Origin of the sequence: Xenorhabdus ehlersii (genome assembly GCF_003610465.1) — a bacterium.
In the GTDB taxonomy this organism is placed as follows: Bacteria; Pseudomonadota; Gammaproteobacteria; order Enterobacterales; family Enterobacteriaceae; genus Xenorhabdus; species Xenorhabdus ehlersii.
The window spans coordinates 173,825-199,567 of sequence record NZ_RAQI01000003.1; the positions used below are offsets into that span (position 1 = coordinate 173,825).

General features: G+C 41.6%; 25 protein-coding genes and 5 pseudogenes. 11 read left to right on the plus strand and 19 right to left on the minus strand.

Going from position 1 to position 25,743, the window contains the following annotated elements:
* Positions 1–107: 107 nt before the first annotated feature.
* The 5 genes and pseudogenes from BDE27_RS20445 to BDE27_RS19620 form a co-directional block, all read left to right on the plus strand.
* Positions 108–555, plus strand: a pseudogene (locus BDE27_RS20445) (hypothetical protein); the annotation flags it as partial.
* Positions 556–665: 110 nt separating this feature from the next.
* Positions 666–1,469, plus strand: a complete 804-nt coding sequence (locus tag BDE27_RS11090) for an ABC transporter ATP-binding protein (RefSeq protein WP_099131195.1) — start codon at positions 666–668, stop codon at positions 1,467–1,469.
* Positions 1,466–2,476 carry a FecCD family ABC transporter permease gene (locus tag BDE27_RS11095; protein ID WP_099131196.1) on the plus strand — a complete coding sequence of 337 codons (1,011 nt, stop codon included), beginning with the start codon at positions 1,466–1,468 and terminating at the stop codon, positions 2,474–2,476. Before BDE27_RS11090 ends, BDE27_RS11095 begins: the two co-directional genes overlap by 4 nt.
* Positions 2,473–3,528, plus strand: a complete 1,056-nt coding sequence (locus BDE27_RS11100) for a FecCD family ABC transporter permease (RefSeq protein ID WP_099131197.1) — start codon at positions 2,473–2,475, stop codon at positions 3,526–3,528. Before BDE27_RS11095 ends, BDE27_RS11100 begins: the two co-directional genes overlap by 4 nt.
* A 148-nt stretch (positions 3,529–3,676) precedes the next feature.
* The gene (locus BDE27_RS19620) at positions 3,677–3,844 is read left to right on the plus strand and encodes a hypothetical protein (RefSeq protein ID WP_208638588.1); all 168 of its coding nucleotides are present in this window, start codon (positions 3,677–3,679) and stop codon (positions 3,842–3,844) included.
* Between the two features lie 31 nt (positions 3,845–3,875).
* On the opposite strand, the gene BDE27_RS11105 is transcribed toward BDE27_RS19620, so the two are convergent.
* The 6 genes from BDE27_RS11105 to rhtA all read right to left on the minus strand — a co-directional run bounded on the left by BDE27_RS11105 (position 3,876) and on the right by rhtA (position 7,594).
* On the minus strand, positions 3,876–4,190 hold the full coding sequence (locus BDE27_RS11105; RefSeq protein ID WP_099131198.1) for a CcdB family protein: 315 nt from the start codon (positions 4,188–4,190) through the stop codon (positions 3,876–3,878).
* A gap of 2 nt (positions 4,191–4,192) precedes the next feature.
* Positions 4,193–4,429: a type II toxin-antitoxin system CcdA family antitoxin gene (locus BDE27_RS11110; protein WP_099131199.1), complete on the minus strand. Its 237-nt coding sequence runs from the start codon at positions 4,427–4,429 to the stop codon at positions 4,193–4,195.
* Positions 4,430–4,490: 61 nt separating this feature from the next.
* Complete coding sequence (locus BDE27_RS19960; protein WP_244208766.1) at positions 4,491–4,655, minus strand: hypothetical protein; 165 nt, start codon at positions 4,653–4,655, stop codon at positions 4,491–4,493.
* A 917-nt stretch (positions 4,656–5,572) separates the two neighbouring features.
* On the minus strand, positions 5,573–5,797 hold the full coding sequence (locus BDE27_RS11120) for an alkylphosphonate utilization protein (RefSeq protein ID WP_074018355.1): 225 nt from the start codon (positions 5,795–5,797) through the stop codon (positions 5,573–5,575).
* A 189-nt stretch (positions 5,798–5,986) separates the two neighbouring features.
* Entirely contained in the window at positions 5,987–6,493 is a 507-nt protein-coding gene (gene dps / locus BDE27_RS11125; protein ID WP_099131200.1) for a DNA starvation/stationary phase protection protein Dps, read from the minus strand.
* Positions 6,494–6,703: 210 nt separating this feature from the next.
* Positions 6,704–7,594, minus strand: coding sequence for a threonine/homoserine exporter RhtA (gene rhtA / locus BDE27_RS11130; protein WP_099131201.1), 891 nt, complete (start codon positions 7,592–7,594; stop codon positions 6,704–6,706).
* Positions 7,595–7,826: 232 nt separating this feature from the next.
* Here rhtA and BDE27_RS11135 point away from each other — a divergent pair, with 232 nt between their 5' ends.
* Entirely contained in the window at positions 7,827–8,291 is a 465-nt protein-coding gene (locus tag BDE27_RS11135) for a GNAT family N-acetyltransferase (protein ID WP_099131202.1), read from the plus strand.
* A 157-nt stretch (positions 8,292–8,448) separates the two neighbouring features.
* Here BDE27_RS11135 and BDE27_RS11140 read toward each other — a convergent pair whose 3' ends face one another.
* On the minus strand, positions 8,449–9,456 hold the full coding sequence (locus BDE27_RS11140) for a Gfo/Idh/MocA family protein (protein WP_099131203.1): 1,008 nt from the start codon (positions 9,454–9,456) through the stop codon (positions 8,449–8,451).
* A gap of 153 nt (positions 9,457–9,609) precedes the next feature.
* Between BDE27_RS11140 and BDE27_RS11145 the strand changes: the two are divergent.
* Positions 9,610–9,840, plus strand: a pseudogene (locus BDE27_RS11145) (ATP-binding cassette domain-containing protein); the annotation flags it as partial.
* A 143-nt stretch (positions 9,841–9,983) separates the two neighbouring features.
* Here BDE27_RS11145 and speD read toward each other — a convergent pair.
* The 5 genes and pseudogenes from speD to BDE27_RS20465 all read right to left on the minus strand — a co-directional run.
* Positions 9,984–11,489, minus strand: coding sequence for an adenosylmethionine decarboxylase (speD, locus tag BDE27_RS11150; protein ID WP_099134083.1), 1,506 nt, complete (start codon positions 11,487–11,489; stop codon positions 9,984–9,986).
* 501 nt (positions 11,490–11,990) lie between these two features.
* Positions 11,991–12,260 (minus strand): annotated as a pseudogene (locus BDE27_RS20450) (transposase); the annotation flags it as partial.
* A pseudogene (locus tag BDE27_RS20455) lies at positions 12,248–12,433 on the minus strand (helix-turn-helix domain-containing protein); the annotation flags it as partial. The pseudogenes BDE27_RS20455 and BDE27_RS20450, both read right to left, overlap by 13 nt.
* A gap of 90 nt (positions 12,434–12,523) precedes the next feature.
* Entirely contained in the window at positions 12,524–12,784 is a 261-nt protein-coding gene (locus BDE27_RS20460) for a Gfo/Idh/MocA family protein (protein ID WP_420882909.1), read from the minus strand.
* Positions 12,758–13,117, minus strand: a pseudogene (locus BDE27_RS20465) (Gfo/Idh/MocA family protein); the annotation flags it as partial. The gene BDE27_RS20460 and the pseudogene BDE27_RS20465, both read right to left, overlap by 27 nt.
* 265 nt (positions 13,118–13,382) lie before the next feature.
* Between BDE27_RS20465 and BDE27_RS11165 the strand changes: the two are divergent.
* A complete protein-coding gene (locus BDE27_RS11165) occupies positions 13,383–14,978 on the plus strand; it encodes an ABC-F family ATPase (RefSeq protein ID WP_120211368.1) in 1,596 nt (531 codons plus the stop codon).
* 93 nt (positions 14,979–15,071) lie between these two features.
* Here the strand turns inward: BDE27_RS11165 and moeB are convergent, their stop codons facing one another.
* The gene (moeB, locus tag BDE27_RS11170) at positions 15,072–15,827 is read right to left on the minus strand and encodes a molybdopterin-synthase adenylyltransferase MoeB (protein ID WP_099131921.1); all 756 of its coding nucleotides are present in this window, start codon (positions 15,825–15,827) and stop codon (positions 15,072–15,074) included.
* A gap of 32 nt (positions 15,828–15,859) precedes the next feature.
* The gene (gene moeA / locus BDE27_RS11175; RefSeq protein WP_099131922.1) at positions 15,860–17,116 is read right to left on the minus strand and encodes a molybdopterin molybdotransferase MoeA; all 1,257 of its coding nucleotides are present in this window, start codon (positions 17,114–17,116) and stop codon (positions 15,860–15,862) included.
* 206 nt (positions 17,117–17,322) lie between these two features.
* Between moeA and BDE27_RS11180 the strand changes: the two genes are divergently transcribed.
* From BDE27_RS11180 to yeiB, 3 genes are all read left to right on the plus strand, one after another.
* The gene (locus BDE27_RS11180) at positions 17,323–18,507 is read left to right on the plus strand and encodes a YbfB/YjiJ family MFS transporter (RefSeq protein ID WP_099131923.1); all 1,185 of its coding nucleotides are present in this window, start codon (positions 17,323–17,325) and stop codon (positions 18,505–18,507) included.
* 178 nt (positions 18,508–18,685) lie between these two features.
* A complete protein-coding gene (gene folE / locus BDE27_RS11185; RefSeq protein WP_099131924.1) occupies positions 18,686–19,354 on the plus strand; it encodes a GTP cyclohydrolase I FolE in 669 nt (222 codons plus the stop codon).
* A 15-nt stretch (positions 19,355–19,369) separates the two neighbouring features.
* Positions 19,370–20,527: a DUF418 domain-containing protein YeiB gene (gene yeiB, locus BDE27_RS11190; RefSeq protein ID WP_099131925.1), complete on the plus strand. Its 1,158-nt coding sequence runs from the start codon at positions 19,370–19,372 to the stop codon at positions 20,525–20,527.
* A gap of 104 nt (positions 20,528–20,631) precedes the next feature.
* Here yeiB and sanA read toward each other — a convergent pair whose 3' ends face one another.
* From sanA to BDE27_RS11215, 5 genes are all read right to left on the minus strand, one after another.
* Positions 20,632–21,354 (minus strand): outer membrane permeability protein SanA, encoded by a 723-nt coding sequence (gene sanA, locus BDE27_RS11195; RefSeq protein ID WP_099131926.1) that lies wholly within the window; start codon positions 21,352–21,354, stop codon positions 20,632–20,634.
* 211 nt (positions 21,355–21,565) lie between these two features.
* Positions 21,566–23,263: an NAD-dependent malic enzyme gene (locus BDE27_RS11200; protein WP_099131927.1), complete on the minus strand. Its 1,698-nt coding sequence runs from the start codon at positions 23,261–23,263 to the stop codon at positions 21,566–21,568.
* Positions 23,264–23,425: 162 nt separating this feature from the next.
* Positions 23,426–24,310: a cytidine deaminase gene (gene cdd, locus BDE27_RS11205; RefSeq protein WP_099131928.1), complete on the minus strand. Its 885-nt coding sequence runs from the start codon at positions 24,308–24,310 to the stop codon at positions 23,426–23,428.
* 203 nt (positions 24,311–24,513) lie between these two features.
* A complete protein-coding gene (locus BDE27_RS11210; RefSeq protein WP_099131929.1) occupies positions 24,514–25,209 on the minus strand; it encodes a CidB/LrgB family autolysis modulator in 696 nt (231 codons plus the stop codon).
* Complete coding sequence (locus tag BDE27_RS11215) at positions 25,203–25,700, minus strand: CidA/LrgA family protein (RefSeq protein ID WP_099131930.1); 498 nt, start codon at positions 25,698–25,700, stop codon at positions 25,203–25,205. The genes BDE27_RS11210 and BDE27_RS11215 overlap by 7 nt, the downstream gene beginning before the upstream one ends.
* Positions 25,701–25,743 lie beyond the last annotated feature (43 nt).

A 25,743-nucleotide genomic window follows, 5' to 3' on the forward strand; every position in this document is an offset into this window, starting at 1 on the left:
GCCAGAGGCTGTGTGAATGCAACTTATTTTTATACTTGCTCCTATTAATCAGGATTTTTCAATCAAGTGAATAAGTGATGAGAGAATTAACGTCAATGCAGGCAGCCTGCTGGGTTGGGCGAGAACTATTCCCGGAGGGAACACTTTGTTATTCAAAATATACGCATTATTCGGTGGCAAAAATCGCCAAATTACTGCGTATCAAATCTTGTTTAGTAGAATCCTTACCCATTATATCGATTCTATCTGTGTCTCCGGGTAAAAATGATAATTTCCTCCATTACTTGCGGGATTGTTGTTGCAAAACGGAAAAACGTTGAACGTATTACAGTCGATGTTGATTACATTTCGGCTCAGGACAAGATCATCTCAGGTTCATGTAATGGCCAGACACCACTGATGATGTGGGCGTCCATTCGCAGTCACTCGTTTGCCGATTGGCAGCGCCGCGCCACCACGGCACATCATCACGACAGTAGTAAAATCGATGCATTAATCAATAATGTCATTGCTGAATCGCGCCAGATAGTCCAAATGCAGGATGCTGTCATGTGAGAGGTAAAAACAACTACATTGGGGCTTACCTTGTGATTTTGGTATGCTAGCCAAATCATAACTATTACACTGTAATTTATTTTATATAAGATAAACTGAAGGAGCCTTTGGTGCTTACAGCAAAAAATATCACCGCAACTTACGGCAAGAAAACCGTATTGCATGATTTGTCAGTAGACTTTGCCCAAGGGCGCATCACTGCACTCGTCGGGTCTAATGGCTGCGGTAAGTCGACACTGCTGAAGTCCATCATGGGTTTCATCCCCTTGAAAAGCGGAGAAATTCTGTTGGAAGGTAAGCTGATTACAGGGATAGGTCGCAAAGCGCTGGCTCGAAAAATCTCTTATCTGCCGCAGGAATGCCACTGCCCGGATTACATGACGCTGGGAGAGTTGATCGAGCTGGCAGCTTGTGGGCGTAATTCGTTTTTCGGCGGGCCATCCTCGCGGGATCGCAAATTGTTTCATGATGTACTGGAAATCGTCGGCTTAGCCGATAAGGCAGGCTCTCAAGTCAACTCCCTTTCAGGAGGGCAACGCCAGCGCGCTTGGGTGGCGATGGTGCTTGCACAGGACACTGACATCATTCTTATGGACGAGCCAGTGAACCACTTAGATATCAAATATCAATACACGGTGCTTAAACTGGTTCGCGATCTCTCACTCCAGCACGGAAAAACCATCGTTGTAGTATTACATGATTTAAATCTAACAACGACTTTTGCCGATGATGTTGTGATGCTGAATACTGGCAACGTTATTGCTGCAGGTGCTGTCAATAAAACGATAACGGTAGATAATATCCAGCGCGTATTCGATATTCCGGCCGATATTTTCAGTTACAACGGTAGCCTTATCTGTCAGCCTTATCCGGGCATAAACCACCCTGGAAATCAGTCCGGAGTATGGCGATGAAATCCAGTCTGTTCTTTATATTCGCGCCTTTTGTATTGCTGCTGATCTTTTTTTCTAGTCTCTCTTTTGGCGTGAATATTGCGTCAGTTTCGCAAATTTATGCGGCATTAACACAGTCCGAACCGCAAAACTATGAGCAGGCAGTTATTTTATACCAGCGACTGCCACGGGCTTTGATTTCTGTTTATGTCGGTGCGGTGATGGCATGCAGTGGTCTCGTCTTTCAGGGGCTTATCCGCAATCCACTGGCCTCCTCATCAACATTGGGAATCAATGCCGGCGCAACACTGTTTGTCATAATAGGTGCAATCAGCTTTGAGTTCGATCTGACATTGCAAGGCATAGCAGCTCTTGTCGGCGGGTTATTCGGCTTTCTGTCATCTCTTGCAGTATCTCGCCTGGCGGGCGTTAACGGCGTTTCTCGCGACTTGCTACTGATACTGTCAGGCACATTAATAGCGATGCTTTATCTTGGGATAAGCAATGCTGTTCTTCTTGCCTATCCTGCATTACGAACCGAATATTTGAGCTGGTTAGCAGGGGCTATCAATCATGCCTATATCACAAGACTTCACCATTTCTGGTGGTTCGGTATACTGGCCTTGATGGTACTTTTATTACTGGCACGTCCACTGACACTTATTCTGCTCGGTTACGAAAAGGCGCTTTCGATTGGCGCGAATGCAGCACTTGTTTCACGCATTGCGCTGATTGCAGCCATAGTTGCATCCAGTTCTGCCGTTGCCATATGCGGTCCGATTGGTTTCGTGGGACTGGTTGTACCCCATATTGTCAAGCCTCTGGTTGGTCAGAATTTTATGCTGTCGCTGCCAGCTTGTGCTCTAACGGGGGCAAGTATCTGCTTGATTGCCAATCTCTGTGCGCAGACACTCTTCCAGCCTTATGTCATACACACCGGCATTCTAATGGATTTTTTGGGGGGATTGTTTTTTATCTGGATTATCAGAAAGCGCTATCTTTCAGCAACATCGGAGAGATCGTTATGAACTTCGGTCAGGCAACAGATGGACAAAGGGTATTACGTTTCGATAACGGATTGCAGATGCGTACCCGCGATATAAAAGTCGGTTTATGCCTATTTACCATCACGATCATACTCGTGGCTATTTCTTTAAACGTCGGGATTACGAACGTTGGTATACGTGAATTCACGCATATGCTTTTCGGATACTCCCTTGAGCACCATCAGTTTTATGCACTCTGGGTTGTACGAATACCTCATATTTTATTGGGACTGATGGTAGGTTGGTGCGCAGCCCTTGCCGGTGCTATTTTGCAGCCGATTGCTCGCAATCCGCTGGCCGACCCCGGCCTTTTTGGCATAAGTCAGGGATCTATGACGATGATCATAGTCTTACTGGCGTTTGTTCCTTCCGCACCTAAGATGTTGATCGTCCTTGCTGCACTAGTTGGCGGACTGATTGTTGCGTTGTTTTTGACCTTGCTCGTCGGCAATAATCGCGCAAGTGGCTTGGCAATTTTACTGATGGGGATTGCTGTCTCATCCGTTCTTAGTTCTGTCAGTTCTTTTCTTATTCTCTATCTTCCGACAGAGTTATCCTTGAATCTTGCTGGATGGATGCAAGGATCGTTGTTTCAGGCCAGTTGGTCAATTATTGCATCATTTATGCCATTATTCTTATTGAGTATTATCGGAATTCTGATCACTGGCCCCGCTTTAAACCGCTATGAGCTTGGAAACGAACTTGCTATGTCCCTTGGGGAGCCTATCAAATATTCCCGTCCGTTGCTGATGATATTTGCTGTCCTGCTAAGCGCAGCATCTGTCACTGCAGTAGGGCCATTGAGCTTTCTGGGAATATTGGCGCCGCATCTGGCCAGCTTTATTTCATCGGCCACAGGCCGCGCCCGACTGTTTCTTTCCGCTTTGGTGGGCGGCAATCTTGTCGTCACTGCGGATATTATGACGAAAACAGCACCCGCAGGAGTCTTTCTCCCTGTCGGGTTGAGTTTCACACTTATTGGCGTGCCCCTGTTCATCCTGACGATGCGGCTGAGCGCACTACGTAAACGCTGAATATCTTGGGCGTAATATCAATTTATTGAATTATGTATAATTACACCGGATGCACGACCAGTTAGTGAAATTCAGAATCTCGCAAATCAATGCGTTGCATGGTTTGCTACTGGAATTTGGTGAAACCGTGCATAAGGGAAGAGCTTAAATGATTGACAGGTATTTCAAAGAGAACGATGCCTGTCAACGGCTAGCCACCATTCCAGGTATTGAGCCAGTGATCGCCACAACTATTGTCAGCCGTGTTGGCGATCCTGGCCTGTTGTTCTTTATGGGTATACCTAAACAAGACGGCGTAATGAGACACGCCTTATAATCTTTATTAGTTCAGGTGTTTCATAGCAAATTTAAATACCATCAAATATAAAATCTATTGCAGCCTTAATCCGGTTACGGTATTGCGTGGCATCGCAAAATTTTGCACCCAAGACATGAACAGATATGCTTGCCAGCTCATGAGTCATTACAGCGTATTCTTTGTCGTCTATAAGTCTGACCAGGGGAATCATTCGATCTGGACGACGGTTGTCTGGATATTTTTCAATAGGCAGTAGTGGAATAACAATTCGGCGGTTTAACTGTCCTATAATGTCGCTCGTTACGTCCAGCAACAGCGGGTAAACGGCAGTTCTTCCAATATTATGATAAACGGTGAATTGCATAGTTAAAACGTCCTGTATTCATCACTGAAACAGCCATGTTCATCATGGAAACGGTTTAATGCCTCTAGAGCCTCCGTATTCTCTTCTTGCCATTTACTCGCCTCATAATGACGTAATTCAGCATCCAGAGCAGCGGAAAGTGTTGCACTAAAATTGATACCCGCTTCACGTGCCCGACTCAGTAAACTTCGTTCTATAGTCATTGTTACGCTCTGTGTGTTTCTTTGTTTTGCTGTCATGGCTTATCTCCATCATCAATTCCACGTGTAGAATACACGGGCATCTGCACGAAGTATAGTTCTAAAAAGCCAGAGGTTCGGTGATAGTACAGATACCGATATTTGCATTATCATCACACATTGTGCTCACGTTTTTACTTGCCATATGTATTGTCATCCCGGCCACAGTGAACGTCACCTGCCAGCGCGCCCAAACATGAGTAACAATTTGCGCGGTCGTGTGCATCAAATTTACCGTCAGATATGCAACTAATTCTGTCGTTTGTTCAGCAGATAAACGGCTTTCAGAGCCGCTATTTTCAGGAGCGAGTTTTTCCTCAGAGAAATAATCCTTCAGATTCAGGTGCGTTTGCTGATGAAATTACATGTCCATGATCTGAGATGAATGAAAAATCAAGCATCTTCAATGACGATAGGTATAGTGACTTTATTGGTTGATTTTATTTATATCTTTAAATTTTATTATCTACCCTTTTGAAGATTAATTTTAGTAAGGCTATATACCCGTCATTATTAAGGTACTAAATACTTTCAATAACGACGGGTATACATCACCGAATTTAACTTACAGACTTCTGAAATCACACTTATTTAATAGCGTTGAAGTTATATCATATCTATTGGTGCATACATTCGCTATATACCTCTTTAAGGCAATATTGATATTTTTTATGATGTTTAATATGCTTGGAACATATAATTAGTGCGCGTGCTTCGCATTGTTCAGATTTATTATGCAATTTTGCTTCTGTTGCAAATGTATTCCAGGATGTTAATAGCAGAATAGCTGTGCATAGAGTAAGTGAAGTCTTCATCTTGTACCCTCTATATAAACTTTAATATTTTCAATGTTTTTATTCTGTATCAGAATAAAAACCCATTTATCATAAATTCTCTTGGCTGAAATTCCAATCTATTTAGTGATTTTCTGGAGCTTCGTCTATGAATTATGTATTTAATAGATTGATTTTCTAAGTGATATTGCTATTTTTTTGGCGGAAAAACTTAATTGGCAGTGGTAATGGTTAGTCTCCTGACTCAATATGAGCGATACTATCCGATTTTAATCCCATTAATAAAAAAGGATAAATAATATAAAAATTAATATTATTTATCCTTTAAGCAAGAATAGGATTGTAACTGTTATTTATCTATTTTTTTCAGGAAGCAGGTTTTCAGGACTAATCCCTTAATTTTATCGGCATTGCATTCAATCTCATCTTCGCGGTGAGTCAGGCGGATGTTTTTGATCAGCGTGCCGCGTTTCAGCGTTTTGGAAGTCCCTTTGACTTTCAAGTCTTTGATAACCTGTACTGAATCACCGTCGTTCAGTAATGTGCCGTTAGAATCTTTGACTTCGATATCCATCTTATAGAATCCTCATGTTTATTTTTAAATCAAACAGGGATTATAGAGAGAAAAATGATTTTTTTAAAGGCTTGCGGGATTTTTAAGGTTATAACTTCTTTTTTTAATGTTTTTTCCATCAATAATGGGCATTGATGGAAAAAAAGCCACAGATGTGGCCTTAACATAATGAAGAATAATATTTTTATTTTATTGCTCAATATTTGCTTCGATAAGCCATAAAAATTTGTCGAGATCACGGGATGCTGCGGTAAACATATCCGCAGTGTCTTCATCTTCTGCATCAACAATCGCCTGACGGATATCATTAGCAACGACAGCATAACGATCTGCCAGTGCCTTTAGATGATCTTGTACACTATGAATACCTATTGGGTAGCTTTCCAGTGTGGTACGTTTATACACTTCTTGAACAGTGCCCAGCGCCGTTCCACTTAATTGAACAGCTCGTTCTGCAAATGTGTCAAAATGATCCGTAATGGAATGACGAAAATCATCCAGCATTTCATGAATGGCGATGAAATTGCGGCCACGCATGTTCCAGTGAGCCTGTTTAGTCAACATGGATAGATCGATAAATTGGGTTACCATATGATTTAAGGCAGTAATCGTTCTCTGTTTAATACCTTCATCAAGATTGTTTCGGGTATAAATCAGGCCAGAAGGTTGGGTTTTGATTAATTTTGCTGTATTCATCATAATGCTCCTTTAATTCTGAGTAATGAGTTATCTCATTAGATAGAATAAATTTAGTTGATCATCTGCCGGAAGTCATATTGCTTATCTCTATCGAATTAATAGTTATTATATTGGTCGGTAACATATTGATAATTTGTGAAAATAAAAAACCAGAGAATGAAATTCTTTCTCCGGCTTCAATAAATCATATCAATATTTCTAAATTCATTATTCTATTTTTTCTATTTTAGTTTTTCGCTTAATAGTCGAAGTGGAGCCTATAGAAGCACAAATAATGCAAAAGAGAGCAATCCATTGAGTTTTTGTCAAATGCTCATTAAGGAAAATGATGCCTGATAATGCTCCTAATGCAGGTTCAAGGCTCATTAATGTCCCAAATGTTTTGGCTGGCAGGCGAGTAAGTGCAATCATTTCCAGAGTGTAAGGAAATGCGGTGGATAAAATGGCGATCCCCAGAGCAATAGGCAGCAGAGAAGTATCGAACAGTAGTTCAGGGCCAGTCTGTATTAATCCGATTGGGAAGAAGATAAAGGCAGCAATAAGTGAACCGATAGAGACTGTCGCGGCACCATAGCCCGCACCAGCACGTTGCCCAAAGATAATATAAAGTGCCCAAAAAACGCCGGCTCCCAGTGCGTACACAATACCGACAGGATCGAGTGTATTGATGCTATTCCCGATTGGCAGCAGGAAGCTTAATCCGGCAATGACCAGGGCAATCCAGAGAAAATCGAGCGGGCGGCGGGAAGAAAACATGGCCACCGCTAAAGGTCCGGTAAACTCAAGCGCAACGGCAATGCCGAGCGGAATTCGGGATAAGGACAGATAAAACAGATAGTTCATTGCTCCCAGGGAAATGCCATAGGCGAAAAGGGGGAGTAATGAAGAACGCTGAAATTTCAGTCGCCACGGTTTAAAAATCAAAAATAGAATAATCGTTCCTAATGCAAGTCTCAGAGCTGTGACACCAGGCGCACCAATGACAGGAAATAATGTTTTAGCCAGTGAGGCTCCAGCTTGGATTGATGTCATTGACAGTAACAATAAAATCACAGGAAGCAGTGGAAAAGAAGCTGCCCGATGTTTGGAAAGAGACATTTAAAAAAACCTCAGTTACAACGTATTATTTAAGAGATGCCATCTTCGCAGTGAAACAGATATAACTCAACAGTATTCTCAGTTGCATGTTTGTTAATAGAGAGTTTTGTGTCTTTACCAGAAGGTTTGGCACATTGGAAGAATTCAGTGGGGGACTTGATCGTTTTAATAATTATATTATTCTGTTGGTGGAAATTTATACTAATTCATTGAAAATAACCGAGAGAATCTAATGATAATAAGAACGGCTACTATGCAGGATATTGAGGCTATTTTATCTCTTTATAGTGTATTGTTCAGTGAAATGGCGGCATTGCAGCCGGATAGGATGCAAGCGGCTGAACAAGACAGGAATTTTATTGCTTCCAATATCAATAACGATAAGTTTCACTTATTAGTTGCAGAAGATGAGAATGGCAGCATCAGAGGTTTTGCTATTGCTCAAGAGCAAAAGACGCCTCCCTTTAATTGCCTGGTTCCGAGAACTTATGGTTATGTTTTTGACTTAATGATGCGTCAGGATGCCAGAAATCTTGGAATTGGCCAGAAATTATTGGCTGGTATGAAAAAGTGGGCGCAAGAAAACCATTATTCACACCTTGAACTGAGCGTATTATCCCAGAATGTTGATGCGATACGCTTTTATATAAGGGAAGGGTATCAAGAAGCCAGCAGAACGATGGCACTTACCTTGTGATCAGGAATGATATATTAAAACCATCAAAGCTATACTTTGATGGTTATTGTAGTCGTTAACGTATTAATCTGATCCACAACATAAATTAAGGTAGTTTAAAAATTTATACAAGATTTGTTATTTTTAGGTTTTTTACAATATTGTATCTAGCTAGTGACTACTTGTGGGAAATAGTGTTTGAAGCAGCCCGATACTCTTTTAATACTTCATCAATAACCCAACTGGTGCGGGCGGCAGATTCACCCGTGGATGAGCAACTGCCATTGCCCTGTATGTTATTAATAACCGTCTGAATGAATGGCATTTGAATATGTTTTGGATTTTCGAAATGATATTGGTGTAGCTGGTTATTTTCGACATAGTATGAAATGGGGGAATCACCAAATGTTGCAAAAACTATTTTTCCTTTTGTACCGATAATTTCGACTTTATCCTCGCGAAAACTGGCGACAAAATTCCAAATTCCAACTCCTTGAATATGATTCTCGAACATAAATGACATGGAAACACAGTCTTCGGCGGGATAGGCTTTTGCCTGTGAATGGGCATGTCCTTTAATTGAAGTAATTTTACCCAGCAGAAAATCCAATATATCAAGTGTATGACAAGCTAAATCAACAAATAAGCCACCACCAGATATTTCTGGTTTAACAAACCAGGGCAAATTATCAGGATCTTGATAAATAGACGCCATTTCCCTGAATTGCATGCAATTGACAATTCTTGGTATACCAATTGCTCCAGAATCAATTAATGCTTTTATTTTAATAAATCTTGGTAATGCTCTGCGATAATAAGCGACGAACAGGGGAACTTTTTGAAATCGGCAGATGGCAATCATTTCGTTGCATTCTTCAAATGTTAATGCCATTGGTTTTTCGACATAAACACTTTTGCCAGCTTGTGCTGCCAAAATAGTATATTTCTTATGGGTAGAAGGTGGGGTAGCAATATAAACGGCATCAACTTCCGGATCATTAATCAAAGATTCGGCATCTGAATACCATTTTCGGATATTGTGCCGCTTGGCAAAATCTTTGGCTAAATCTGCATTGCGGCGCATGACAGCGACTAATTCTGAATTCTCTAACTTATAAAAAGCAGGACCACTTTTTACTTCTGTTACATTACCACAACCTATAATACCCCATCTTACTTTTTGCATTGCGTTTTTCCGATATATCAATTTGTTGATTTGTAAAATATAGAAGAAAGTTTATAACAGTACCGTTTTTTGTTCTATATTTCACGCTTCAATATATTAAATTTTTCATAAAAAACAATTAACATTCAGTGTGTTGTTTAAAGAGCAACAGTTGTGTTAAGTACAAACAACATCACTATGCAGTTTGGCAGTAAGCCACTGTTTGAAAATATTTCTGTCAAATTCGGCAACGGTAACCGTTATGGTCTGATTGGGGCGAATGGGGCAGGTAAATCTACTTTCATGAAAATCTTGGGCAGAGATTTAACCCCAACTTCCGGTAATGTCAGCCTTGATCCTAATGAGCGTTTGGGTAAGTTGAGTCAGGATCAGTTTGCTTTCAAAGCACAAGGTTAGGTATATGTACGTAATGTAACAAAATTCAGTACGTTTATTATTCTGTAACTGATTGCCTTTCACTCCTGGCTAATTAACAATCAGTTATTTCGTGGGTAAGGTGTTAATAAGGGATTTTACTTATTTTAAAATTAAAACCCTCTCTGTAGTATTTTATACTCATATTCTTGGGCATTAAGCTGCATTTGTAACTCCGTTATAAACGCATCTTGATGTTTAAATTCATTACAGGCAAATAAATCAAGTGCTGCATAATGATACTCTGGCCATGTGTGAATAGTAAAATGTGACTCAGCCAATATTAGTGCTCCACTGACACCCCATGGTTTGAATTGATGAAAATTATGAGTAACAATGTTTAACCCAAATTTTTGGGCAACATCAAGCATGATTTTTTCAATGGCTGATACCGATTTCAATATTTCTGCATCACAATCTTTCATATCTACAATAATGTGAGTCCCAAGTTGACTTACATTAGTTGATGAATTGACTTTCTCTTGACCACGATATTGAAATTTATTGCCGTGACACTTATCACACGTTGTCTCGATTAACTGTTCTATCGTTAATATGTTTTTTCCGTGCCCAATGGTTATCATGTTATTGCATGATTTACATTGATAAAATTTTATACGAGGATTTAATTCTCCTGTGTATATTTTATCTGAGTAGTCACTTTTCCCTGAAATGATTGGATATGTGTGTGGAGTCACAGAAAGAACATATAAATCACTGACATTACTTATAATACTTCCGCCATGATATTTATTGAATTGCGGATAAATATTCTTGATAAGGAGATTTTGGTTGTTGAGTAACCGCTGTACCTCTTGGTTTTCCATTGGTTTTTTTTGACCAAATGAAAGTAAAATCTCACTGTTATCATTTTTAGCTAAACTAATTGCACGTGATAAAAATAATTTTAATCCACTCAATGTATAAGGAGGATCTGTCCAAATAATGTCAAAATCTTTGGTGTAAACGTTAGCGCGTTTTAGATCTAAATACTCGGTATTAATAAAAAAATCATTTTGATTCGCTATATCTTGGATAAATGTTAATAGATCTTGATCTATATCTTTGACAAAAATATTTTTTGAAGAATAATGTCCGAGTTTTTTAAATGCCATCATTAAGGCTAAAGAAGTTAAATCATCATCGCCTAAGAATAGAATGTTTTGTTTAAATACTCGTGGGTTATTAAGTAATAACATTACCCTGCTTATTGATGTCTCTAATGTTGCATGAGCTTGATCTAATAAGACATTGACTTGTGGTCTGTTGTTATATATGGGCTCCAGTAAAACGGATAGTTCATTTGCAAACTCTTCTCGTTTTTCATTTGAAGAAAGTAAATTATATTTATTGATATCAATTGATTTATATTTCAGTTCATTTTGAACGTATTTTATACCTGTTGAGTTTAATTTAAAAACCCCTTTATTTTCAGCAAAATTATACTTTATTAATTCTTTTTTAAATGCCGAGATGATAGGAATAGGTAAATTGCTTTTTAATGAAAGGTCTTTGTTTGATGTACGGTCATATAAATATAAGCGTATTAGTAAGGTCTCTAATACTTCAACCGGGTGTGACAACTTCATGTTGTTTTTTATAATGCCTAGTGTATTCATCGTAATCTCTTTTTGCATATTCTTATAATCTGATAGCGTAATTAATGTCCAGAATTGTTCATTCAGATATCTAAATTATACTTGAATCTGTTACCGTCGCTCTTTCTGAATCCTGCCATTTATCTCTCCCCATAAATGCTACAAATCCGACGAGTAATTTATAAAATTCAACATTATATAGTGGCTTATAATTTTCAACTAGTTTCTATTTCTAAATAAATAATAAACTAGAGGAGTATAACGTGTGGTTTTAGTTATTTATAACATATTGAAATAGCAACTTAAGTTATATTGACTTATTTTTATTTTATTGGTGTTCATATATAAGTGCTTTTTGATCTTCTATATAGTTTGGTAAAAACCAATTTATTATTTTAATTAATGCGGGATAATTAATTGAGTTTTATAAAAAATAAAGAATGGTTATTACAATATGGAAAATAACGCGATGCTCGACTTTTATGGTGAGTTGAAATGACATAGCCGCTCCTTTATACGCAATTAACTTGAAGATGCAGGAATTAAAGTCTGGAAATTATCGGTCAGCCGGGTAGCTAATTCCTGTACTTTTTCGGGTAAGGTGACATGAAAAAAATGATGAAGGGTTTCACGGAACGTTTTGGTATCCGGGAAATAGACATTGTTTCGTACCTGCTCATTCGCGTACTTCCATAATCGCTCAATCGGGTTGAGGTTAGGGCTGTAAGGAGGCAGATAATGCAACTTGATATTCAGGACCTCAGCAAAAAATTGAACTATTTTAGCGCGGTGTAACTCTCAATAAATTGTTGCTGTTTATCCATATCGAATTTATGAGGTGTTCCCACCGGTTTCTTGTAGTTGAATCCCTGACGGTGGAGCCATTTTGTCATCCCGGCCACAGAGAAAGTGACCTGCCAGCGTGCCCAGACCCAAGCAACAATTTGTGCGGTCGTGTGCATCAAATTTGCCGTCAGATACGCGACTCACAAGAACTGTGATTTAGTTCAATTATTACCCGATATAAAACTATAAAAATAAAATATTGAAAATTATTAATCTTTAAAAAACAGTAAAAATAGTGTGCTCGCGCCCTGATCAACAAATAAGCCACCACCAGATATTTCTGGTTTAACAAACCAGGGCAAATTATCAGGATCTTGATAAATAGACGCCATTTCCCTGAATTGCATGCAATTGACAATTCTTGGTGTACCAATTGCTCCAGAATCAATTAATGCTTTTATTTTAATAAATCTTGGTAATGCTCTGCGATAATAAGCGACGAACAGGGGAACTTTTTGAAATCGGCAGATGGCAATCATTTCGTTGCATTCTTCAAATGTTAATGCCATTGGTTTTTCGACATAAACACTTTTGCCAGTTTATGCTGCCAAAATAGTATCTTTCTTATGGGTAGAAGGTGGGGTAGCAATATAAATGGCATCAACTTCCGGATCATTAATCAAAGATTCGGCATCTGAATACCATTTTCGGATATTGTGCCGCTTGGCAAAATCTTTGGCTAAATCAGCATTGCGGCGCATGACAGCGACTAATTCTGAATTCTCTAACTTATAAAAAGCAGGACCACTTTTTACTTCTGTTACATTACCACAACCTATAATACCCCATCTTACTTTTTGCATTGCGTTTTTCCGATATATCAATTTGTTGATTTGTAAAATATAGAGGAAAGTTTATAACAGTACCGTTTTCTATTCTATATTTCTCTGTTCAACAGATTAGTTTCTTTTATATAAAAGTGATTAATATTCAGTACGTTATTTAAGGTATTACCCTGATTTTAAAAGTGGGTAACGCATTCAGGCGATACTTTTCTTCTGTTGTGGCATAATGCGCGGCTATCGGTTTTATCATCTCCCTTTTTATTCACTTATAAGAGCAACAGTTGTGTTAAGTACAAACAACATCACTATGCAGTTTGGCAGTAAGCCACTGTTTGAAAATATTTCTGTCAAATTCGGCAACGGTAACCGTTATGGTCTGATTGGGGCGAATGGGGCAGGTAAATCTACTTTCATGAAAATCTTGGGCAGAGATTTAACCCCAACTTCCGGTAATGTCAGCCTTGATCCTAATGAGCGTCTGGGTAAGTTGCGTCAGGATCAGTTTGCTTTCGAAGAATATACCGTGTTGGATACCGTCATCATGGGGCATAAGGAGCTGTGGGAAGTCAAACAGGAACGTGACCGCATTTATGCGATGACAGAAATGAGCGAAGAAGATGGCTATCGTGTCGCGGATCTGGAAGTCGCTTATGGTGAGATGGATGGTTACAGTGCAGAAGCGCGTGCTGGCGAATTGTTGCTGGGTGTCGGAATTCCTGTTGAGCAGCATTATGGCTTGATGAGTGCAGTAGCTCCGGGCTGGAAATTGCGTGTATTGTTGGCACAAGCTTTGTTTTCCGATCCTGATGTCTTGCTGCTCGATGAACCAACCAACAACCTGGATATCGATACTATCCGTTGGTTGGAGGAAGTGCTCAACGAACGTAACAGCACTATGATCATCATTTCCCATGACCGTCATTTTCTGAATACGGTATGTACCCATATGGCCGATTTGGACTATGGTGAACTGCGTTTGTTCCCTGGCAATTATGATGAGTATATGATTGCCGCAACGCAAGCTCGTGAACGTTTGCTGGCTGATAATGCCAAGAAAAAGGCACAGATTGCTGAATTGCAGTCATTCGTTAGCCGTTTCAGTGCTAATGCTTCCAAATCTAAACAGGCAACTTCCCGTGCCCGTCAGATTGATAAGATCCAGTTGGAAGAAGTGAAAGCTTCCAGCCGTCAGAATCCTTATATCCGCTTTGAGCAAGAGAAAAAACTGTTCCGTAATGCACTGGAATTAGAGGATTTGACCAAAGGTTACGATAACGGACCACTGTTCAAGGATCTGAATTTGCTGATGGAAGTCGGTGAAAAGATGGCGGTAATCGGTGAAAACGGTATTGGTAAAACGACACTCTTGAAGACCCTGGTGGGTGAAGAAACACCAAATAGCGGCACAATTAAATGGTCCGAAAACAGCACGATTGGCTATTACGCACAGGATCACGCCAGTGATTTTAACTGTGATATGACCGTATTTGAGTGGATGAGCCAATGGAAGCATGAAGGCGATGATGAGCAGGCAGTACGCAGTATTCTCGGCCGCTTATTGTTTGGGCAGGATGATATCAAGAAGAAAGTCGGTGTGCTGTCTGGTGGTGAGAAAGGTCGGATGCTGTTTGGCAAACTGATGATGCATAAGCCTAACATTTTGGTTATGGATGAACCAACTAACCACTTGGATATGGAGTCTATCGAATCTTTGAATCTTGCGCTGGAACTCTATCAGGGAACGCTGATTTTCGTCTCCCATGACCGTGCCTTTGTTAGTTCACTGGCTAGCCGTATTTTGGAGATTAAATCCGATAAGGTTATTGATTTTAAAGGTACTTATGATGAGTATCTGAGAAGTCAGGGTATTGTCGGGTAAGCCGGATTTATATTGGAAGAGAAACATCCAGCCAAATTTGGCTGGATGTTTCTTTATAAAACTTCCAATGGGCATAGTTATTGCCAGACATAGTTACTGTGATTGGCAAATCTCACACAAGGGATCTTTCAGCAACATTATTTGGCGAAATTGCATTGTCATTGCATCGAAAAGTAATACTTTGCCACAACAGGTTTGCCCGTATTGGGTTAATAGTTTAATGGTTTCTATTGCCTGCAAGGAGCCGATAGTTCCTACTAATGGCGCCATGACACCTGCTTCAGCACAAGTCAGGCTGTTTTCACCAAACAAGCGGCTTAGGCAACGATAACAAGGCTCTTTCGGTTGGTAAGTAAAGACAGAAAGTTGGCCTTCCATGCGGATCGCAGCACCCGATACCAACGTTATTTTACGCCTATAACACAGGTGATTGAGTTGTTCACGAATGGCAACATTATCTGTACAGTCGAGCACAATTTCGTGTTGGCTGATTAGCTCATCTAACGCCGGATCATCCAATAGCCCTTCAATGGGGTTGATGGTGATGTGTGGGTTGAGCTCCCGCAGGGTCAGCGCCGCGGAATGTACTTTTGCCATACCAATGCGCTCATCGCGGTGGAGGATTTGTCGTTGCAGATTAGAAAGGGAAACCGTATCAAAATCCAGCAGGGTAATTGTCCCAATACCCGCCACTGCAAGATATTGGGAAGCGGCACAACCAAGCCCTCCAGCACCCACTATTAACACCTTGGCAGATTTTAATGCTTCCTGCCCGTCGAAATCGAAACCACGTAAGACAATTTGTCGGTTATAACGCAGGGTCTCTTCATCGGTAAGTTCGACTACCATTTTTCGGTATCTTCTTATTATTGGATTTTCAGTTATTGATTTTTCAGTAAATAGTTGAAAAGCTCGATTTGCACGGTTTCACCAGCAACAACATGTCCACGTTCCCGTTCCAACACAATAAAACAGTTGCCAAGATCATATGAACTAAAGATATGCGAGCCTTGATGCCCCGTAGTTTGTACCTCTAATTCACCATGTTCATTCAGTGAAGCAATACCGCGTTGGAAATCCAGTCTGCCGGGGGATTTTTTCAAGGGTGTTGTCGTCTTGGCGGTGAGACGCATAGGCGGTTGCCATGCAGTAAAACCCGATAGGTGGGCAATCAACGGTTGTACTAATTGGTAGAAGGTGAGCACGGCAGACACCGGATTGCCGGGTAAGCCGCAGAACCAGGCATTTTCCAATTTACCAAAGGCGAAAGGCTTACCCGGTTTAATGGCGAGTTTCCAAAAACTGATTTTTCCTGCTTCTTCTAAGAGTTGTTTGGTGTAATCAGCTTCACCAACGGAAACGCCACCGCTGCTGATTACTAAATCAGCTTTTTTATCTGCTTCAATAAAGGTCTGGCGCAATGCATCGGGATCATCGCGGATTACGCCAAGATCGATGATTTCACAATCCAGTTTTTCCAACATCAGGCGAATGGCAAATCGGTTGGTATCGTAAATTTGGCCTGCTTGTAAGGGTTCACCGATGGGTTGTAACTCGTCACCGGTAGAAAAAATGGCAATTTTCAGTTTGCGGACAACATCAACCGTTGTAATGCCTAGTGAAGCAATCAGTGGTAATTGTGCTGTGGAGAGTTTGATCCCTTTTGGTAATACCAACGCATTTTGGCTGATATCTTCCCCAATGGTGCGAATATTCTGCCCTGATTTTACCGGATGGGTGAAGCAAATTCCTGTTTCGGTAACCTCCGTTTGTTCTTGCATAACAATAGCATCAGCACCAGAAGGAATGGGAGCACCGGTCATAATGCGGATGCAACTGCCAGTCGGCCATTCCTGCTGAAACGGCATACCCGCCAACGCCTTGCCTGCCATTGGCAAGGTTTGGTTTTCGTTAAGATCTGCAAGGCGAATGGCATAACCATCCATTGCTGAGTTATCAAACGAGGGTACGTTGATCGGGGAAATGATATCAGTGGCGGTAATTCTGCCCGCAGATTCAGTCAGGTTAATGGTTTCTGTCGTGATCAGAGGAGTAGCAGTGAGGGGAACGGTGTGTGCCAGTAATTTTTCTAGTGCCTGATCAAGTGAGATTAAATCTGAGGTATGACAATGATCCATAAGAAACTCCCTATACGCCGCAAATTGCGGACAAGTGTTTATTCTTGTATTGAATGCATTATGGCAAAGATTGCATTGATGGGGAATGACAGGCAATGGTGACTGCCAAAGAGAGGTTGTTAAGGAAAGATGTATATTATATTTATGATTTGTTATAACTGAATAATGCCTACCAAATCAATTAACTTCATTACTATTTAATCACTATGAAAAATAAAACTGTTACATCTGGTAGTCGTAACTATCAGGCTTTTCAGATTGCATTAAGCGGTTTTCTCGCTTTGGTTGTTGCAATGGGAATAGGACGCTTCACTTTTACCCCACAAGTTCCATTGATGATCGCTGAGTCCCAACTGACATTAACGAGTGCGGGAATAGTCGCAGCATTCAATTACCTCGGCTATCTGGCGGGTTCTTATGATGCCATGCGGGCGCAACGTTTTGTGGAATACCGTTTGTGGAGCGGTTTGTGGGGAGCGGTCATTATCACCTTGCTTTCCGCATTGTTGGATGGACCCATATTGCACAGTATTGCCCGCTTTTTTATTGGCTGGGCAAGTGGCTGGACGTTGGTATTGGTAGCCGCATGGGCGAATGATGAGTTGACAAAATTGAATCATCCAGGATTGAGTGCAGCCGTTTTCTCAGGGACGGGGGTGGGGATCTTTATCAGTGGCATGGTAGCAATTGGGGTTCAATCCTGGCAGATGAGTGCCGCCAATGCGTGGATGTTATATGGCATTCTGGCGCTGTTATTCAGTATTTATGTCAGTCGCTATCTGCCTCGCAGCGGTGAATTGCACCGTCCGCAGACGGCGATCCAAACACTGAACATGACACCGGAAATCAAGCGATTGGTGTGGTGTTATAGTCTGGCTGGGTTTGGCTATATTTTACCTGCGACGTTTCTTTCCCAAATGGCGACAGAGCGTTTCCCTGATAGCTTGTTTGCCCAATTTGTCTGGCCAATATTTGGTGGTGCTTCGGTCATTGGTATCATGCTGGGAATTTTGCTGCGTAATGTATCAACATCTCAAATCCGCCTGGCGGTTACGTTATGGCTTCAGGCTCTGGGTATTTTGATTGCCGAAATGTTACCGGGCATTGGTGGTTTGATGATTGGGGCATTGCTGGTAGGCGGTGGATTTATGTGTGTAGTACAGCTTGCTTTGCAGTATGGTCGTGAATTGGCGCCCAATCATGCCCGATATATGGCGGGATTGCTGACCACCGGTTATGCGCTAGGGCAATTGGTAGGGCCAATGTTATCAGCTATTTCGACATGGCTGACAGGCAAATTGGAACCTGCTTTGTATATTGCATTTATTGGGTTGCTCATTGCCGGGTTGCTGGTATTTTATCGCACTAATACTCATCGTGAACCATCCTGATTTGGTGCATTGAGGATGTACAGGTATAGTTATGCGCCTATTCGTGTATTCGCGCAGACGATATATGCGTAGAACAAGATAAAATAGATTAGTGTGGTATTACATTCGCCGATATCTGCGTAAAATAAGTGTCCCGATTTCCCGTCAAGTAACGGAAATATTTACCTTGGAGAAACTGATGTCATCCCTAAGTACAGAAGCTGCACTGGTGCATTCGGCACTGGTTGACCGTGGTCTTGAAACCCCATTGCGTGGACCAACTTTGGCGCCAGAGGTGCGTAAAGCACGCATTGAGGAACATATGACAGAAATTATGAAGCTGTTAAATCTCGATTTGAGTGATGACAGTTTGGCAGATACGCCGGGTCGTATCGCGAAAATGTATGTGGATGAGATATTCTCAGGGTTGGACTATAACAATTTCCCGAAAATTACGCTGATAGAAAATAAAATGAAAGTAGATGAAATGGTGACAGTGCGTGATATTACGATGACCAGCACTTGTGAACACCATTTTGTCACTATTGATGGCAAAGCCACGGTTGCTTATATTCCTAAGGACAAAGTCATTGGTTTGTCAAAGATTAACCGCATTGTCCAGTTTTTTGCGCAGCGCCCACAAGTGCAGGAGCGTTTAACACAGCAGATCCTGATTGCACTACAAATCCTGCTTGGTACAAATAACGTCGCTGTTTCCATCGATGCTGTCCATTATTGCGTGAAAGCGCGTGGTATTCGCGATGCGACCAGTACCACAACGACGACTTCGCTGGGAGGGTTATTTAAAACCAGCCAGAATACACGACAGGAGTTCCTGCGTGCTGTGCGCCATTTGCACTTATCATGATGAATTTCTATTACCATGAAACACAGTTGTAATGGGGTAATGTGTCAGAGAATTGAGATACTTGATAGTGTGCGCGGTTTTGCCATTTTGGGAATATTGCTGCTGAACATTTCCAGTTTTGCCTTGCCATATGCAGCCTATATGAATCTGTTTTATAAAGATTCAGTTTCGTTCTCTGACGTGATGACATGGTCTGTATTGAATACCTTTACTCAGGGAAAATTTTTGTTCATCTTGACGCTGTTGTTCGGAGCATCACTCGAATTGCTTCGGCAGCGGGGGCGTGATTGGAATATCCCCAGGTTACTGGTTTTGGCTGTTATTGGTTTATTGCATGGTGTTTTGCTATGGGATGGCGACATTTTGTTGTCATATGGCGTTGTTGGCTTATTAGCATGGCGTTTTATCGATAATCGTCAAAAATTGTTTGGTACAGCGGTGACTTTCTATTTATTTGGCGTAATGATGTTTTACCTTCTGGGACTCTTTCCCTTAGGAGAAAATAATTCATTCTGGCAGCCTACACCGGAAGATATTTCTTATGAAAACTACTGGAAAACGTATGGTGGATTATTGGCCATAGAATATCGTATTCGTCAGATAAGCGGTGCGATGATTGTGGTGATTGTGCAATATGGCTGGCAAATAATGGGTGTCATGCTTTGTGGTGCTATGTTGCTGCGTAATGGTTGGTTAAAAGGGGAATTCAGTCGTAAACATTACCGCCGATTAGCATTATGCCTGATCCCCGTTGGTATGACGATTCAGGGTATTGCCTTGTCGATACAATATTTATATCCCTACAGTTATTTTGCATCCTGGACTGTCCGTTACACCATCACTGAATTGGCAACACCGCTGCTGGCATTGGCTTATATCGCACTGATTTATGGGTTTTGGTCTGCTATTTCACATTGGAAAATCACGTTTTGGCTCCGGCAGGTTGGGAAAATGGCACTGAGTAGCTATTTGTTGCAAACACTGGTTTGTACCACACTTTTTTATCGCTTTGAGTTATTTGGGCAGTTTAGCCGTTTGGAGTTAATGGCATTTATTCCCTTTATCTGGGCATTGAATATTTGGTTTGCTTGCTGGTGGTTGAAGCGTTATTCTCAGGGCCCGATGGAAAAGCTCTGGCGCAGTTTAACAGTAAAGTTGGCAGGTAAGGTTTAGGAAAAGCTTTGCGCCAACCATTTCACCTCTGACAGATTTTTAGAGGTTAATAGGTTTCAGGTTGCAGTTTAGTTTTGTCGGTAAACTGCAACTTTTATCCATTCTTATTTCCTTTGCGGCTTCCTTTCTAATTCTTGTAACTCCTCTGGTGATACCGCAGGGTAACCTTGAATTCCTGTTGGTACAGTATGTTGGGCAGGGATCGGCATTAATGGGCCTAAAAAGCGAGGTTCACGTTTTAAAATATAGAGATCAGTCAAGGCGCCGAGACGAGCCAATACTTCCCTGAGACGGATCGTCATCATATTCTTGGGGGAGGGAACCACATAACATTGTGCTGCTATACCAAAATGCATAGCGATAAACAGGGCTCGTTCGCAATGAAAGCGCTGAGTGATGATAGTAAAATCGTTGGTATCAAATACCTTGCGGGTTCTGACAACCGAGTCCAATGTTCTGAAACCGGCAAAGTCCATCACAATGTTACTGGCCGGAATTCCTGCCTTGATCAAATCCTTCCGCATAGTAATTGGCTCATTATAACTATGCTGGGCGTTATCCCCACTCAATAGCAGGTATTTGACTTTACCGCTGTTGTAAGCATTAACCGCTCCTTGGATCCGATAGAAATAATATTGGTTATATGTACCAGTTTTATAATATTTGGATGTGCCGAGTACCATACCGACTTCTCGCTCAGGCAATTGCCTGACATCATCAAAAATGTAAGGAGCAGTTTTCCAGCTAACCCAACGGTCAAGCATAACGGCTGCCAGTATAAGGACAGCAATAATAAAAATGAGACCAGTAATCAAGCGCTTCCACATGATTTTTGTTTGCCTTATATGCGCTGATGAGCCAATGCCCTAAAGGCTACTTGACTTGAAATATTGAAGCAAGTTTTGGGGGAGCATATCGGAATTAAACGGATTCAATTTAAAAAATATAAAGCAATTATTTATGATTTATCTGGCTGGATGATTATTTGATTATTTTTCAAGCCTGCCAATATGACTGGCAGGCTTATTACCAATATTATCAGAATGAAGTACGTTTATAGACGCGATATTCTGGTTTCCAGAAATTGCGTTCAATCGCCTCATCCAATGCATCTTCCGATGTAACGATCGCTACACCTTGAATTTGGGCTTTTTTTGCCACTTCTTTGGCTATTTTGCGGGAAACATCCTGGATATCATCAATCAGTGGCAACAATGGTCCAGAGCCTGTTTGTGCCAGCGGTGAACAATCCGCTAATGCGCGGCTGGCAGCCATCAACATATCATCGGTAACACGTTTAGCGCCGGCAGCGATAACGCCTAAACCGATCCCTGGGAAGATATAGGAGTTGTTACATTGTGCGATGGGATATTCCTGACCGTCATATTTTACTGGTGCAAATGGGCTTCCTGTCGCGACCAATGCCTTGCCTTCCGTCCAGTTGATGATGTCTTCTGGACGAGCTTCCACACGTGATGTTGGGTTGGAAAGAGGCATCACGACTGGACGTTCACAATGTTTGTGCATTTCACGAATGATCTCTTCGGTGAACAGACCAGATTGACCAGAAACACCAATTAGGACCGTTGGTTTGGCGTTGCGAACCACGTCCATCAATGAGAGAGAATCGCTGGTAGCATTCCACGATTGTAAGGTAGAGCTTTTCTGTACCAATGCACTTTGGAAATCCAGCAAGTTTGGCAGCTTGTCGGTAAGGAGGCCAAAGCGGTCAACCATAAACACGCGAGCACGAGCCTGTTCATCACTCAGTCCTTCAGATTTCATTTGAGCAATGATCTGCTCGGCAATACCACAGCCCGCCGAGCCGGCACCAAGGAATGCCACGGTTTGATCTTTTAGTTGGCGGCCTGCGGCACGGCTGGCGGCAATCAGGCTACCCAAGGCAACGGCTGCGGTGCCCTGGATATCATCATTGAAGCAGCAAAGCTCATCGCGATAGCGGTTCAACAGTGGCATGGCGTTGTTTTGGGCAAAATCTTCAAATTGCAGAAGTACGTTAGGCCAGCGACGTTTCACGGCCTGAATAAATTCATCCACAAATTCATCATACTCTTTGCCAGTAATACGTGGATGACGCCAGCCCATATACAGTGGATCATTGAGGCGCTGTGGGTTATTTGTTCCCACATCCAGAACCACAGGCAGGGTATAAGCAGGGCTGATCCCGCCACAGGAGGTATACAGTGACAGTTTACCGATAGGAATACCCATGCCTCCGATTCCCTGATCACCCAGACCAAGGATACGCTCACCATCGGTAACAACGATAACTTTTACATTCTGCTTAGTGGCATTTTGCAGCATATCATCAATGTAAGCCCGATTTGGGTAGGAGATAAACAGGCCACGAGCACGACGGTAAATGTCAGAAAAGTGTTCACACGCAGCACCAACAGTTGGCGTGTAGATAATAGGCATCATTTCGCTTAAATGGGCATCAAGGAGGCGATAGAACAGTGTTTCGTTGGTGTCTTGAATATTCCTTAAATAAATGTGTCTATCGATATCGTTTTTGAAATCGACATATTGACGGTAGGCGCGTTCTGCCTGCTCTTCTATTGTTTCAACGGCCTGTGGCAATAAGCCATGTAAGTTGAAATTACTGCGTTCTTCTTCTGTAAAGGCACTGCCTTTATTCAGCAGAGGAAATTCCAACAAGATAGGGCCAGCGTAGGGAATATAGAGAGGACGTTTACTTTCGTGTTCCAGTTCCATGATGCTTACTCTTTGAACTTATCAATAACAAAATCGGCTACCGATCCTAAGAAGATAAAAACAATAAGTACAGTAAATGTTACTTAGATATGATTATCATGAGCAAAAATGAGAGATAACATACAGAATTAGCTAATAAAATGTTATTGGATGATGTACATATCAAAATGTATACCGTTCTACTTTTGTACAACCGAGCGCAGTTAATGTGCATTCTGTAGCATTCCATTGTGATAAATGGCTATTTTCACCTTCTACCAATACTGCTCGTTTAATGGATTGGCAATTGCTGCCTGCCATATTCATGAAAATCAGTGCGGCCTGTAATGGGGGTAAGCTTGGGTTGAATGCAGCATTTTCTGCATAACGGCCGGTATAAATTTTCCCTTGTTCATCTTGCAGGGCAATTCCTGCATGGGATTGGCTATAAGGTGCATGGCTGTAATTTGCTGCATCCAATGCTGCTTGCACCAATTCGTCACTGGTAGCTAACTGATAGCCGTGATTAACCTCATCCAGCAGCAATGGTGTATCGGCTAAATCGTGTGGGCCAAAAGCTTCTGGCAGGTAGTCAGCCAGAGTTAATGGTGGACGATTGGGGAGATAAACCTCCAATTGTGTTCCACTATTCAGTTCATTCATAAATTGTCGGCAATGGCCACAAGGTGAATAGTTGACAGTGATAGCAACCAGCTTTTTCTCACCACGCAGCCAAGCATGAGTGATGGCTGATTGTTCTGCATGAACGGTTTGCTGCAATGGTATGCCAGCGAATTCCATATTGGCACCGAAATAGAGATTACCACTTTCTCCCCGTGCAATTGCACCAACATAAAAATGGGAAATAGGGGCAAGGGAATAGGCGGCAGCAAGTGGCAATAAGGCCAATGCCAGTGTTTGATCATCAAATCCGCTGAGCTGTTTGATTGACTCCACTTGCTCTGCTGTCAGCATGGCTGGAAAATCGTCGTAGCCAATATAAGGTAATAGGGCTTTTTGTAGTTCAGGTGTAATTTCTGACCAAATAGCGTGAAAACGAGCTTGCATAGAATGATCTCCAAATTAATTGAAGGTCATTCTAGGACGTCTGTTCAGGTTTGCAATGTGATATAGGCTATATAATTAATGAAATCGGTGTAATAACAATATTATTTTAGTCAACCATGTCAAATTTTTGCTGTTTTAATGGGCTTGTTTGCTTTTTTATTGCAATTTTGTAACGACTGAGGTCATAGTCATTCATAAAATGGTTAACCAAATAGATGCAGCAATACTGGAAATAGAAAAGGTGCAATCAGCGAGGTAATAATGCCGCAGGTCATTAAAGCCAGTGAGCTGTATGCACCTTCAACATGATCTATTTCCGCACAGCGAGCCGTTCCCACCGCATGGGATGCTGTACCCATTGCCAATCCCCGTGCCGCCTGGGTTTTTATTTTTAGAACGTTAAACAGATTGTGACCAAAGATAGCTCCTAAAATACCTACCAAAATGACACACGCTGCGCTAATGGCAGGAATACCACCAATGGAATCGGCTACAGCCATAGCGATTGGGGTCGTCACGGATTTGGGGAGAATAGAGGCCACAATTTCAGGTGTAGCACCTGCCCATAATGCGATGGCAGTTCCTGTAACCATTGCGACAACGCTGCCCACAAAACAGATGCCAATAATGGATTTCCATTGAGCCCGGATTTGATGTAGCTGTTCATACAGAGGAAAAGCCAGAGCAACAACGGCAGGTTGCAGCAAATCATTCAGTATCCGGCTACCGGCAAAATAGTGTTTGTAAGGGGTATGAGTCAGCAGCAGCAAGGGAATGATAACGGCCATTGAGATCAATAACGGATTAAATATAGGCAGTTTGAGTCGTACTGACAGTTTTTTAGCGCAGTAAAATACAATCAGGGTTAACGGTAGTGACCACCAAATATGGCTTAACATTTTTTTTTCTCTTTCGGTTCTTGTGATAACTGTTGCGATGGACTTGTTGGTGTTGAGGTGGGTGGTTGCTGCTTAGTACTCGTTTGGTTAGTATCCATTTGTTGAGTCCCAATAATGATACGTTCACGATGAATATAGTGGGAGCTGTAAGCAACGACGACCATAACAATCACTGTGCTAACGATACAAGACAGGAGGATGGGGAGCATTTGTTGGCTAAGCTGTGGGTAATAATCCATGATCCCCACCCCGATGGGCAAAAAGAGCAGTGTCATGTTTTTCATCAATAAGCTACAGCCTGGTTTTACCCAATGTGAGGGAATAATTTGGGATGCGAGTAAACCAAACAGGAGAAGTAAGCCAATAATACTGCCGGGGAGAGAGAAAGGAAGCAGTGCCGAAATAATATTCCCCGCGATCAGGCACAAATAGAGCAGCGCAAATGCGCGCAGATATTGCCAACCTATTATCAGCACATTTTGGAAAGACATAATCAATAATTCCTCAATACAGCGAGGGTTTTATCATACGACT

Excerpts from the sequence above, each read along its gene's own strand:
- BDE27_RS11180 (WP_099131923.1), top strand. The coding sequence starts at position 17,323 with ATGAAAAATAAAACTGTTACATCTGGTAGTCGTAACTATCAGGCTTTT.
- speD (WP_099134083.1), bottom strand. The coding sequence starts at position 11,489 with ATGAATACACTAGGCATTATAAAAAACAACATGAAGTTGTCACACCCG.
- dps (WP_099131200.1), bottom strand. The coding sequence starts at position 6,493 with ATGAATACAGCAAAATTAATCAAAACCCAACCTTCTGGCCTGATTTAT.
- moeB (WP_099131921.1), bottom strand. The coding sequence starts at position 15,827 with ATGGTAGTCGAACTTACCGATGAAGAGACCCTGCGTTATAACCGACAA.
- sanA (WP_099131926.1), bottom strand. The coding sequence starts at position 21,354 with ATGTGGAAGCGCTTGATTACTGGTCTCATTTTTATTATTGCTGTCCTT.
- BDE27_RS19960 (WP_244208766.1), bottom strand. The coding sequence starts at position 4,655 with ATGCACACGACCGCGCAAATTGTTACTCATGTTTGGGCGCGCTGGCAG.
- BDE27_RS11140 (WP_099131203.1), bottom strand. The coding sequence starts at position 9,456 with ATGCAAAAAGTAAGATGGGGTATTATAGGTTGTGGTAATGTAACAGAA.
- BDE27_RS11135 (WP_099131202.1), top strand. The coding sequence starts at position 7,827 with ATGATAATAAGAACGGCTACTATGCAGGATATTGAGGCTATTTTATCT.
- BDE27_RS11215 (WP_099131930.1), bottom strand. The coding sequence starts at position 25,700 with ATGTCTTTCCAAAATGTGCTGATAATAGGTTGGCAATATCTGCGCGCA.
- BDE27_RS11105 (WP_099131198.1), bottom strand. The coding sequence starts at position 4,190 with ATGCAATTCACCGTTTATCATAATATTGGAAGAACTGCCGTTTACCCG.
- BDE27_RS19620 (WP_208638588.1), top strand. The coding sequence starts at position 3,677 with ATGATTGACAGGTATTTCAAAGAGAACGATGCCTGTCAACGGCTAGCC.
- BDE27_RS11120 (WP_074018355.1), bottom strand. The coding sequence starts at position 5,797 with ATGGATATCGAAGTCAAAGATTCTAACGGCACATTACTGAACGACGGT.
- yeiB (WP_099131925.1), top strand. The coding sequence starts at position 19,370 with ATGAAACACAGTTGTAATGGGGTAATGTGTCAGAGAATTGAGATACTT.
- BDE27_RS11200 (WP_099131927.1), bottom strand. The coding sequence starts at position 23,263 with ATGGAACTGGAACACGAAAGTAAACGTCCTCTCTATATTCCCTACGCT.
- BDE27_RS11110 (WP_099131199.1), bottom strand. The coding sequence starts at position 4,429 with ATGACAGCAAAACAAAGAAACACACAGAGCGTAACAATGACTATAGAA.
- cdd (WP_099131928.1), bottom strand. The coding sequence starts at position 24,310 with ATGCAAGCTCGTTTTCACGCTATTTGGTCAGAAATTACACCTGAACTA.
- moeA (WP_099131922.1), bottom strand. The coding sequence starts at position 17,116 with ATGGATCATTGTCATACCTCAGATTTAATCTCACTTGATCAGGCACTA.
- BDE27_RS11210 (WP_099131929.1), bottom strand. The coding sequence starts at position 25,209 with ATGTTAAGCCATATTTGGTGGTCACTACCGTTAACCCTGATTGTATTT.
- folE (WP_099131924.1), top strand. The coding sequence starts at position 18,686 with ATGTCATCCCTAAGTACAGAAGCTGCACTGGTGCATTCGGCACTGGTT.
- BDE27_RS11100 (WP_099131197.1), top strand. The coding sequence starts at position 2,473 with ATGAACTTCGGTCAGGCAACAGATGGACAAAGGGTATTACGTTTCGAT.
- BDE27_RS11095 (WP_099131196.1), top strand. The coding sequence starts at position 1,466 with ATGAAATCCAGTCTGTTCTTTATATTCGCGCCTTTTGTATTGCTGCTG.
- rhtA (WP_099131201.1), bottom strand. The coding sequence starts at position 7,594 with ATGTCTCTTTCCAAACATCGGGCAGCTTCTTTTCCACTGCTTCCTGTG.